Genomic DNA, 11575 nt, shown 5'->3' on the forward strand with positions numbered 1-11575 from the left:
GTAGGTCACCGCCAGGGGCTTTATCCCTCAAACGCCTTCCCATCCGGGAAGGCGTTTGTCTTTGCGCGTGAGAAAATAGTGGCATCGAATGTGCGCATCGTTTGGACGGCTATTTGCCGTCTGATCACCGGCAGTTTGTCGCAAGTCGTGATGACTTCGACGCCGATGGCACACGTGGAAAAGCTCCACTAGGGCCTTCGAATCTTTGGGGATCGCGTGTGATGTTTTCTGTGCCCTGAACTGGGGTCTGGACATTCACTCGCGGTAACGTAGGAATTTGCGACTATCGCGAGTCCTTCTTTTCCTCGCGACGTGATGTGTATGACGACTCCCAGCAAAGACCGCTTGGGTCCACTTTCTTATCTGATCTTTTCCTCGCGCTGGCTGCAGTTGCCGTTGTACCTCGGGCTTATCGTTGCGCAGGCGATCTATGTGGTGCAGTTCCTGCGGGAGCTTTGGCACCTGGTGGATGCCACGTTGCTGGGCCACTTCGCCGAAGGCGCAAGCGCTGACAGTGCCGAGACCACCATCATGTTGACGGTGCTGGGTTTGATTGATGTGGTGATGATCTCCAATCTGTTGGTGATGGTGATCGTCGGTGGCTACGAAACCTTTGTGTCGCGCCTGAAGTTGGAAAACCACCCTGACCAGCCAGAGTGGCTGTCGCATGTGAATGCCACGGTGCTCAAGGTGAAGCTGGCGATGGCGATCATCGGCATTTCCTCGATCCACCTGCTGGCCACCTTCATCAAGGCCAGTTCGCTCAGTCCCGAAACGATCAAGTGGCAGGTCTTGCTGCACCTGGCTTTCGTGGTGTCGGCATTGGCGCTCGCTTATATCGATCGCATCATGCAGCCGGCGGAAAAGCCTGCGCATCACTAATGGATGCCAGACCCGGGTGGTGAATGCACCGCCCGGGTTGTTGCTACGCTTGCGCTTGGCCCATTGCAGCGACGGAGCGACCTCGCGTGGAGAAGCGTTACATCCTTGCCCTTGACCAAGGCACGACGAGTTCGCGAGCGATCCTGTTTGATCACTCGGGTTCGGTGGTGGGCGTTGCGCAGCGCGAGTTCGAGCAGCTGTTCCCGAAGCCCGGGTGGGTGGAGCACAACCCGCACGACATTCTCACAAGTGTGCTGGTGACGGTCACCGAGCTGCTCGCCAACGCTCGAGTTGAGCTCTCAGACATTGCTGCCATTGGCATCACCAACCAGCGTGAAACCACCGTGGTGTGGGATCGCGCCACCGGGCTGCCCATCCATAACGCCATCGTGTGGCAATCGCGGCAAAGTCTGGAGATCTGCGAGCAACTGCAGCGCGACGGTTACGAGCCGCTCGTGCGCGAACGCACCGGACTACTGATTGACGCCTACTTTTCGGCGACCAAGCTGCGTTGGATTCTCGATTATGTCGAAGGTGCGCAGCAACGCGCTGAGCGCGGCGAGCTGCTGTTCGGCACGATCGATAGCTGGCTAATCTGGAACCTCAGCGGCGGTGCCGCGCATGTCACCGACGTAAGCAATGCTGCGCGCACCTTGCTGTTTGACATCCATCGTCGCCGTTGGGACGACGACCTGCTCAACATGTTGCGGATACCCCGAGCCATGCTGCCCGAGGTCCGCTCCAGCAGCGAGGTGTATGCGCACACCGCGCCCGCACAGTTCTTTGGTGCGAGCGTGCCGATTGCCGGCGTGGCAGGCGACCAGCAGGCTGCCTTGTTCGGGCAGGCATGTTTCACACCCGGCATGGCCAAGAACACCTACGGCACCGGCTGCTTCATGTTGATGCATACCGGTGAACAGGCCGTGCCGTCGAAGCATGGCCTGCTCACCACCATTGCCTGGCAGCTAGGAGATCGGGTCGACTATGCGCTGGAAGGCAGCATTTTCGTTGCCGGCTCCGTCATTCAATGGCTGCGCGATGGCCTGCGCATGCTGGACAAGGCGGCTGACTCGCAGGCGTATGCAGAACGCATCGCGTCCAGTGAAGGCGTGTATATGGTGCCGGCCTTTGTCGGACTCGGCGCGCCCTATTGGCAGAGCGACGTGCGTGGCGCGATCTTCGGCCTCAGTCGTGGCACCAGCAAGGAGCATTTCGTGCGTGCGGCGCTGGAGTCGATGGCTTATCAATCTCGCGACGTTTTGACCGCCATGGAAGGCGATGCGGGCATTGCGCTGAAAGAGCTACGGGCCGACGGTGGTGCGATCGGTAACGACTTCATGGCGCAGTTCCAGAGCGATATGCTCGATGTGCCCGTATTGCGGCCCCGCGTGCAGGAAACCACCGCACTGGGCGCGGCGTATCTTGCCGGATTGGCGGTCGGTTTCTGGAAGGACTGCCAAGAGATCGCCGGCCTGTGGCAAGTGGATCGCCGTTTCGAACCGCAGATGCACGTTGCAGAAAGAGATCGCCTGTATCGCGGTTGGCAGGACGCGGTGAAAGCCACCATGGGCTTTCGCGTCGGCTGAAACGAACAAGGCCTCCGTAAGGAGGCCTTGTATCGTCAGCGAACCAACCATGCTCAGTCGAGCGCGTAGCCGAACTGTTCCTTGAACTCGGCAGCGAACTGCGCGTAGTCAAAGTGCTGATTCTGCGTGCCGGGGTGCTCAACCTTCAGTGCGCCCATCAGCGATGCCATGCGGCCGATGGTTGGCCAATCTTTGCCACGCATGATGCCGAAGATCAGGCCGGCGCGATAAGCATCGCCACAGCCGGTCGGATCGACCACCTGGCGCTCACGCGCAGCGGGAATCTCGTGTGTGGTGCCGTCGGTGTGGATCTGCGAGCCGCGTGGCCCAAGGGTCACGATGTACGCCTTCACGCGCGAAGCGATGTCCTGCGCGCTCCAACCCGTGCGCTGCTGCAGCAACTGCGACTCGTAGTCGTTGACGATGACATAGGTGGCCTTCTCGATCATCGAGCGGAACTCGGCACCGTCGAACAACGGCATGGCCTGACCCGGATCGAAGATGAAGGGCACGCCGCGCGCTGCGAACTCGTCCACGTGCTGCAGCATGGCATCGCGGCCATCCGGCGCCACAATGGCGAAGCTGATCTGCGGGATGTCGCGCACATGATTGCTGTGGGCGCTCAGCATCGCACCGGGGTGGAAGGCGGTGATCTGGTTATTGTCCAGGTCGGTGGTGATGAAGCACTGGGGCGTGAACTGATCGTCGAACTCGCGCACGAAATCCAGGCGAATGCCGCACTTCTCCATATGCGCGCGGTACGGACCGAAGTCCTGGCCCACCGTAGCGACCGGCAGCGGGTCGCCGCCCAGCAACTTCAGGTTGTAGGCGATATTGCCGGCGCAACCACCAAACTCGCGACGCATCCGCGGCACCAGAAACGACACGTTCAGGATGTGCACCTGATCGGGCAGGATGTGGTTTTTGAACTGATCCTGGAACACCATGATGGTGTCGTAGGCAAGCGATCCGCAGATGACGGCAGACATGATGCGAGGTGTTTTCCCTGGCAGTTGAACGGACAACCGGGCAGCGACTTGACCTGCCTGGCCCAAAGTTCCAGATCATACTTGGATCCGGTGCCGCCTGCGACTTTTCTTGCGGTCGCCTGGGAATGTGCGCGATCTCAAAAACGCGGATATCACCGCGTATATAAAGGCTTTCTTAACGAGATTGTCCTTGCGATCCGGGGGTTAGCTGACTAGACTGGCCCGCTTACTTTTTAGCCATTGCCGACGCGCGGCGGACCCATGTTCAAGAAGTTTCGCGGATTTTTCTCCAACGATATTTCGATCGACCTTGGCACGGCCAATACCCTCATTTATGTGAGGGGACAGGGCATTGTGCTGAACGAACCGTCGGTGGTGGCCATCCGCCAGGACCGCGGCCCAGGTGGCCCGCGTGCCGTGGCTGCCGTGGGTAGCGATGCAAAGAAGATGCTGGGCCGCACGCCCGGCAACATTGCTACGGTGCGCCCGATGAAGGATGGCGTGATCGCCAACTTCTCCATGACCGAGGCGATGCTGCAGCACTTTATCAAGCAGGTGCACAAGTCGCGCATGCTGCGTCCCAGCCCGCGCGTGCTGGTCTGTGTGCCCTGCGGCTCCACCCAGGTGGAGCGTCGCGCCATCAAGGAATCGGCCGAAGGCGCCGGCGCCCGTGACGTGTTCCTGATCGAAGAGCCGATGGCCGCAGCGATCGGTGCCGGTATCCCGGTGCATGAGGCGCGTGGCTCGATGGTGCTGGACATCGGCGGCGGCACCTCCGAGGTGGCCGTGATCTCGCTGAACGGCATCGTCTACTCGCAGTCCGTGCGCGTGGGCGGCGACCGCTTCGACGAGGCCATCATCAACTACGTGCGCCGCAACCACGGCACCCTGATCGGTGAGTCGACCGCCGAGCGCATCAAGCTGGAAATTGGCTGCGCGTTCCCGCAGACGCACGTCAAGGAGATCGAGATCTCCGGCCGTAACCTGGCCGAGGGCGTGCCGCGCATGTTCACCATCAACTCCAACGAGGTGCTGGAAGCCCTGCACGAGCCGCTGTCGGGCATCGTGGCGGCGGTGAAGTCGGCACTGGAGCAGACCCCGCCGGAACTGTGTTCCGACGTGGCCGAGCGCGGCATCGTGCTCACCGGTGGTGGCGCGTTGCTGCGCGACCTGGATCGCCTGATCTCCGAGGAAACCGGCCTGCACGTGCAGGTGGCCGACGAGCCGCTGACCTGTGTGGCCCGTGGCGGTGGCAAGGCGCTGGAGCTGATTGATCAGCACGGCAGCGACTTCTTCGCTCCCGAATAAGACAACGACGGGGCTAGGGCATGGCGCTCTCGCGCGAGGACTCCTCGCCCCTGTTTGCCGGCACGGTCGCCGGCACACTCAGGCTCATTTTCTATCTTGCGCTGGCCATGGTGCTGATGGTGCTCGACCATCGCAATGGCTGGATCTGGCGCTTGCGCTACACCACCTCGGTGCTGGTTGAGCCGGTCTATCGGCTGGCCAGCATGCCGGCCAATGGCATGCGTGCACTCAGCGTGGCCTTCTCTGACCGCAAGCTGCTCACCGAGCAGAATCAGCGCCTGCGCGAGGATCTACTGCTGGCCAATGCCAAGCTCAACCGCATGGCGGCCGTGGCCGAGCAGAATCAGCGCCTGAAAGAGCTGCTCGATACGCAGCACAGCCTCGAATTGAACGTGCAGCTGGCCCGCGTCATCGACGTGGACCTGGGCACGGCGCGCCACCGCATGATGCTCAACGTTGGCGCTCGCGATGGAGTGAAGGCCGGCCAGGTGGTGATCGATGCGCACGGCGTCATCGGGCAGGTGGTGGAAGTCATGCAGCGCACCTCGCTGGTCATGCTGGTGACCGACCCCGACCACGCCATTCCCGTGGTGATCGAGCGCACCGGTTTGCGCACAGTGGCTTATGGCTCGCGTGATGGCGGCCTGCTCAGCCTGCCCAATATTTCCATGGCGGCCGACGTGCACCCCGGCGACAAACTGCTGACTTCTGGCCTGGGTGGCCGCTTTCCGCCGGGCTTCCCGGTGGGCGAGATCCGTAGCGTAGAGCCTGCGGGTTCCGGCCTGTTCCTTGAGGGGCGTGCGAGCCCCACCGCCGATCTCGACCGCAGCGAAGACGTGCTGCTGCTGCACGATCTGGCCGAGCCGGTCGGTCCGCCGGAGCCGGTGGCGCCTGCCGGGCCGCCGACTGATCTGGCGCCTGCGGCCACGAGCTCCAGTTCAACACCATCGCGCCCTGCTGACGCCACCTCGGCAGCAGCGCCGACCGCCCTGGCGCCCACGGTGCAACCATGAGCAAACCACGTATCAGCCTGATGTTGTTCGTGGGCTCGCTGGTGTTTGCGGTACTCTCCATGTTGGTGCCGTTGCCGGCGCCGCTGCAGCCGTTCAAGCCGTACTGGCCGGCGCTGTTCCTGCTCTACTGGTCGCTGGAATCGGGCGATCGCGTGACGCTGGGGCTGGCCTTCGTCGTGGGTCTGAGCGCCGACCTGCTCGATGGCGTGCTGCTGGGCGAGCAGGCCATGCGCCTGTGTGCGCTGGTGTTCATCGCCTTGCGCTTCCGTTCGCGCCTGCGCTTCTTCCCCATGTGGCAGCAGACCCTGGCGGTGCTCGCCTTGCTGCTCAACGATCGCGTGCTATTGCTCATCGTGCGGACGTTTGCGGGTGAGTCGCTGCCGTCGGCGACCTGGTGGATTTCGCCGTTCGTCGGCGCTGCGCTGTGGCCGTTCCTGTTCCTGCTCATGGACGACCTGCGTATGCGTTTGCGCATTCAATAGCTGCCATGGCCCTGCGGCGACGCTCCATCAAGGACACCCGAGGCGAAAGCGCGCTGTTCCGCGTGCGTGCGCTGGTGGGCTTTGCCCTGATCCTGGTGGGTCTCAGCGCGCTGGTGAGTCGCTACTCGTACCTGCAGGTGCAGCGCCACGACGAATTCGCGCTGCGTTCGGAGAACAACCGCGTGAAACCGCGGGCCATTCCGCCGGCGCGCGGCCTGATCTTCGATCGCAATGGCGTGCTGCTGGCCGACAACGTGCCCGCCTTCCGTCTGGAAGTGGTGCCTGAGCAGGTGAAGTGCACGCAGGCCATGTCGCCGTCCACCAGCGAAGCTGCGTCGCAGGATGATGCTGAAGCCGATACCTCCAGGAAGCAGCAAGCAAAGTGCATGCAGACCATGTTGTCTGCCATACGCGAGGTGGTGCCGCTGGACGAAGGCGACATCGAAGCTTTCAAGAAGCAGCTCAAGCAGAACCGCCGCTTCGACAGCGTGCCGCTGAAACTGCATCTCACCGAAGACGAAATCGCTCGTTTCGCGATCAATCGCTGGCGTTTCCCCGGCGTGGACGTGGTGCCGTACCTCACTCGTCGTTATCCGTACGGTTCATTGTTCGCGCATGTGGTGGGCTATGTGAGCCGCATCGACGCCGACGACACGGCGCGGCTCGATGCTGACCGCTACAAGGGCACCAGTCATGTGGGCCGCAGTGGCCTGGAGCGCTCCTACGAAGACATGCTGCACGGCGAGCCCGGCTACGAGCTGGTCGAGGTGAATGTCGATGGCCGCGTGCAGCGCGTACTGGAAACCCACGCGCCCATACCGGGCAAGAATCTTTATCTTGGCATTGACGTGCGCGTGCAGAAGGCCGCGATGGATGCATTCCAGGGTCGTCCCGGCTCAGCCGTGGCGATCGATCCGCGCAACGGTCAGGTCATGGCGATGGTCAGCGTACCGAGCTTCGACCCCAACCTGTTCGTCAACGGCATCAGCAAGGCGGATTACACCGCGTACACGACGGCAGAAGACAAGCCGCTGCTCAATCGTGCGCTCAAGAGTGCGTATCCACCGGGCTCGACCGTCAAGCCGTTCCTGGCGCTCGGCGGCCTGGAATTGGGCGTTCGCCGCCCCGAGGATACCGTGCTGTCGACGGGTGAGTTCTGCGTCCCTGGCCAGCAGCGCTGTTATCGCGACGACACGCGTGGGGGCGATGGCACCGTGAACATGGTCCGGGCAATCGAGAAATCGACAAATACTTACTTCTATCGCCTCGCGCTCGACATGGGCATTGATCGTCTTGCGAGCTGGATGGGTAGCCTGGGTTTTGGCAAGAAGACGGGTATCGATTTGCTAGGCGAGGCCGAGGGCATTCTCCCTTCGCGCGAGTGGAAGGCCACGCGCAGCAAATACCCTTGGTTCCAGGGTGAAACGATCATTGCCGGCATCGGCCAGGGTTACTGGAACGTCACCGCCTTGCAGCTTGCCCATGCCACGGCAACGCTCGCAGGACACGGTACGCCATATGCTCCGCGGCTGGTGATAGCGACGGCAGCAGTGAAGGAGCGTCCTGTCCCGCTGCCCAATCCGCCTGCTGGACCGTCTCTGATCCGCAAGCCACACGACTGGGATGTGGTGAATCAGGGTATGGAGGCCGTGGTTTCCGGTGCGGGCGGTACCGCCAGGACTCAATTCATCGGCTTCCCGTATGTCGTCGCCGGCAAGAGCGGTACGGCGGAACGCTTCTCTCGCCGCAGCAATGACTACGACACCAACAAGAACACTGCGTATCTTGCGACACGCCACCGCGCCTGGTTCATCGCCTATACGCCGGTGGAAGCGCCGCGCATTGCCGTGACCGCCATGTTGGAATCCGGTGCCTGGGGCGCGTCCGACGCAGGCCCCATCGTGCGAAAGATCATGGAAGCGTGGATTGCCTCGAATGGTGGCCCGGTGCCGCCGACGAACTCGCCGGAATCCGCGCCGAGCCCGGCAGCCACCGAACCCACTATCCAGGAAGTTCCCGAGGACACGCCCGTGGCGACACCGGCCGACATGACCGCATTGCCGGCTGAGTCCGCCAGCACGCCCGCACCCGATGACGGAGGCAATCCATGATCGACGCCCTCCAGGCGCGCCTGTTTCGCTTCGTGCGCCGCGTGATGACGCGGCCGCGCATCGACTTGCCGCTGGCATTTGGCCTGTTCCTGCTTGCCCTGGTGGGCCTGGCGACGCTGTACAGCGCCAGTGGCGGCAACATGGCCATGATCGGTGGCCAGGCCACGCGCTTCGTGATGGGCGGCATGCTGGTGCTGCTGATCTCGCGCATTCCCCCGCCGGTGCTGCGCAGCTGGACGCCATGGCTGTTCGCCGGCAGCGTCTTCCTGCTGCTGATGGTGGCGGCCTTCGGCGAAGTGCGCAGTGGTTCCAAGCGCTGGTTGAACCTGGGCGTGATGTCGTTTCAGCCGTCCGAGTTGCTCAAGCTCACCATGCCGATGATGGTGGCCTGGTATCTGCACCCGCGCCAACTGCCGCCGCGATGGAAAGACATCATCATGGTCGGCGTCCTCATCGGTATTCCCGCCGGCCTCATCGCCGAGCAGCCCGACCTGGGTACCGCGTTGTTGGTGTCGGCCGCCGGCGCGTTCGCGTTGTTCCTGTCGGGCATGGCGTGGTGGAAGATCGGCAGCCTGCTGGCCGCCGTGGGCGCCATGGTCCCGGTGGCCTGGCACTTCCTGCACGACTACCAGCGCAATCGCGTGCTGACCTTGCTCGACCCGGAGTCCGATCCACTAGGCAAGGGCTGGCACATCATCCAGTCCCAGATCGCAGTGGGTTCCGGCGGCTTGTTCGGCAAGGGCTGGCAGCACGGTACGCAATCACGGCTGGACTTCCTGCCCGAGCACACTACCGACTTCATCTTTGCCGTGTTTTCCGAAGAGTTCGGCCTGGTTGGCGTGATCGCCCTGATGTTGCTCTACGCCTTCATCATCGGACGCTGCCTGTGGATCGCCATGGAAGCGCGCGATACCTACTCGCGCCTCTTGGCCGGCGCCATTGGCATGAGTTTCTTCGTCTATGTGTTCGTCAATGGCGGCATGGTCTCGGGCATGTTGCCGGTGGTGGGTGTGCCGATGCCGCTGGTGAGCTATGGCGGTACCTCGGCGGTGTCGCTGCTCACCGGCTTCGGTGTGTTGATGTCGATTCACGCCAACCGCAAGACCCACAACTAAGGGCCGAGCCCTACAGCGAGAAAGTAAGCACAAAAGGCCGGTTTTTGCCGGCTTGCATGCTAGGCTTGGTGTGAAGCCGTTCACGACAGCGAAGTCTTTCATGCTCTCGATTCCCGCGTCGCTCCCGACTCGTCGCCTCGTTGCCACGCTTGGCCTTCTGTTCGCCACGGCATGCATGCCGGCCCTCGCAGAAACCCATCCCGGCCAGGACCAATTGGTCAGTGAAGTTGCCAAGGACACCGGCAAGGATCCTCAGGCGCTCAACACCTTGCTGGATGGCGCCAAGAAGCAGCAAGGCATCCTCGACGCCATCAGCCGCCCGGCGGAAGCCAAGCCGTGGAAGGACTACCGGCCGATCTTCATCACGCCCCAGCGCATCAATGACGGCATTGCGTTCTACCGTCAGCATCGCGAGTTGCTGGAGCGCATCGGCAAGCAATACGGCGTGGCGCCCGAGTACATCGTGGCGATCATCGGCGTGGAAACCTCCTATGGCCGCATCACCGGCAAGTACAAGGTGCTCGATGCGCTGGTGACACTGGGCCTCTACTACCCGCCGCGTGCCACTTTCTTCCGCGAGCAGTTGAAGACCCTGCTGGAACTGCCCGACACCCAGCTTGCCGGCCCCATCGACACCCTCACCGGTTCGTACGCAGGTGCGCAGGGCTGGGGCCAGTTCATGCCGTCGAGCATCCGCGATTTCGGCGTGGATGCGGACGGCGACGGCCATATCGATCTGAAAAATTCGCTGCCCGACATCTTTGCCAGTGTCGCCAATTACTTCGCCAAGCACGGCTGGCAGACCGGCGGCCCGGTCGCCGCACGGGCCCAGGCCGATGCCGCAGCCAAACCCATCACCGTGAAGGATTCCAAGCCGCAATGGCCGCTCGAGCAGCTCGAAGCCTGGGGCTATGCGCCCGTGCAGCCGTTCAGTCCGGCCTTGCGGTCGAGCCTGCAGTCGCTGCAGGGCGCCGATGGCATGGAGTACTGGTTCACCTTCCAGAATTTCTACGTAATCACCACCTACAACCGCAGCCCGCTGTACGCATTGGCCGTGCATCAGCTGGCGCAGGCGATTGCCGCAGGGGCAGGCGAGATGGAAGCCACGCAATGAGGTGGCGGCTAGCGCTGCCACTCCTGCTGATCGCGCTGCTGGCAGGTTGTAGCGGCGGCAAGACCCGACCCTCCACCGGTCATGGTGGTTCGTCGTCGCGCAGCAGTTCGTCGTCGAGCAGCAGCGGCGGCAGCTACGCCCGTGGCGGCGTCAACGATGACACCAGCCGTTCGCAGAGCAGCCGCTATCGCGACAACGCCGACAGCGTGCCCGATGGCGCGCCGCCCGAGTTCATCAACAGTTTGCCGGAACCGGTGCCGAAGCTGGAGCCGCGTGCGCTCTACGGCAACAAGTCGCCGTACACGGTGCTTGGCCAGACCTACAACGTGATGGCCACCCCCAGCGGCTACGTGGAGCGGGGCGTGGCTTCGTTCTACGGCAACAAATTCCACGGGTACAAAACGTCGAGTCTCGAGGACTACGACATGTACCAGTTCACCGCCGCGCACAAAACGCTGCCGCTGCCCAGCTATGCGCGCGTGACCAATCTGGAGAACGGCAAGAGCGTGATCGTGCGCATTAACGATCGCGGCCCGTTCCACGAAAACCGCCTGATCGACCTGTCCTACGCCGCGGCCGTGAAGATCGGCGTATGGCCCAAGGGCACCGGTCTGGTGGAAGTGCGCGCCATCGATCCCAGCCAGCCGTTGACGGCCCAGACCCTGCCGCCGCCACCGCCGCCGCCCAAACCCGCCACACCGGGGCCAGGTATCTACCTTCAGGTCGGGGCATTCTCTGATATGAGCAACGCGGAGCGTGTCGCGCAGCAGCTGCGAGCCGCCAATTTTGCGCCGGTACAGGTGGTGGATGCGCAAATCAACGGTCGTAGCGTGCGGCGAGTCCGGGTGGGGCCGCTCTCCAGCGTCGATCAGGCCGACGACGTAACCTCCCGAATTACCAACATGGGGCTGCCTCGACCGCAGGTCGCGGTAGACTGATGCATTGTTTTTCCAGCGGAAGCGTCTCGCTCGCCGC

General features: G+C 62.9%; 11 protein-coding genes. 10 read left to right on the forward strand and 1 reads right to left on the reverse strand.

Going from position 1 to position 11575, the window contains the following annotated elements:
• The 3 genes from AC0GUR_RS18495 to glpK all read left to right on the forward strand — a co-directional run.
• The coding region (locus AC0GUR_RS18495; protein ID WP_472878975.1) for a hypothetical protein at nt 1-192 on the forward strand (192 nt) is incomplete at its 5' end.
• A gap of 129 nt (nt 193-321) precedes the next feature.
• Entirely contained in the window at nt 322-882 is a 561-nt protein-coding gene (locus AC0GUR_RS18500) for a TIGR00645 family protein (protein WP_472878976.1), read from the forward strand.
• 86 nt (nt 883-968) lie between these two features.
• Nucleotides 969-2468 carry a glycerol kinase GlpK gene (glpK, locus tag AC0GUR_RS18505; protein ID WP_472878977.1) on the forward strand — a complete coding sequence of 500 codons (1500 nt, stop codon included), beginning with the start codon at nt 969-971 and terminating at the stop codon, nt 2466-2468.
• Nucleotides 2469-2521: 53 nt separating this feature from the next.
• On the opposite strand, the gene AC0GUR_RS18510 is transcribed toward glpK, so the two are convergent.
• On the reverse strand, nt 2522-3457 hold the full coding sequence (locus AC0GUR_RS18510) for a carbohydrate kinase family protein (protein ID WP_472878978.1): 936 nt from the start codon (nt 3455-3457) through the stop codon (nt 2522-2524).
• 261 nt (nt 3458-3718) lie between these two features.
• Between AC0GUR_RS18510 and AC0GUR_RS18515 the strand changes: the two genes are divergently transcribed.
• The 7 genes from AC0GUR_RS18515 to AC0GUR_RS18545 all read left to right on the forward strand — a co-directional run bounded on the left by AC0GUR_RS18515 (nt 3719) and on the right by AC0GUR_RS18545 (nt 11538).
• Nucleotides 3719-4765, forward strand: a complete 1047-nt coding sequence (locus AC0GUR_RS18515) for a rod shape-determining protein (RefSeq protein ID WP_046971370.1) — start codon at nt 3719-3721, stop codon at nt 4763-4765.
• Between the two features lie 20 nt (nt 4766-4785).
• The gene (gene mreC, locus AC0GUR_RS18520; RefSeq protein ID WP_472878979.1) at nt 4786-5778 is read left to right on the forward strand and encodes a rod shape-determining protein MreC; all 993 of its coding nucleotides are present in this window, start codon (nt 4786-4788) and stop codon (nt 5776-5778) included.
• Nucleotides 5775-6260, forward strand: coding sequence for a rod shape-determining protein MreD (gene mreD / locus AC0GUR_RS18525; protein ID WP_472878980.1), 486 nt, complete (start codon nt 5775-5777; stop codon nt 6258-6260). The genes mreC and mreD overlap by 4 nt, the downstream gene beginning before the upstream one ends.
• A gap of 5 nt (nt 6261-6265) precedes the next feature.
• Nucleotides 6266-8371, forward strand: a complete 2106-nt coding sequence (gene mrdA / locus AC0GUR_RS18530; protein WP_472878981.1) for a penicillin-binding protein 2 — start codon at nt 6266-6268, stop codon at nt 8369-8371.
• Nucleotides 8368-9486, forward strand: coding sequence for a rod shape-determining protein RodA (rodA, locus tag AC0GUR_RS18535; RefSeq protein WP_472878982.1), 1119 nt, complete (start codon nt 8368-8370; stop codon nt 9484-9486). Before mrdA ends, rodA begins: the two co-directional genes overlap by 4 nt.
• A 100-nt stretch (nt 9487-9586) precedes the next feature.
• Complete coding sequence (mltB, locus tag AC0GUR_RS18540; RefSeq protein WP_472878983.1) at nt 9587-10600, forward strand: lytic murein transglycosylase B; 1014 nt, start codon at nt 9587-9589, stop codon at nt 10598-10600.
• Nucleotides 10597-11538 (forward strand): septal ring lytic transglycosylase RlpA family protein, encoded by a 942-nt coding sequence (locus tag AC0GUR_RS18545; RefSeq protein WP_472878984.1) that lies wholly within the window; start codon nt 10597-10599, stop codon nt 11536-11538. Before mltB ends, AC0GUR_RS18545 begins: the two co-directional genes overlap by 4 nt.
• Nucleotides 11539-11575 lie beyond the last annotated feature (37 nt).

This window comes from Dyella sp. PARNA 12/25 (assembly GCF_055702865.1).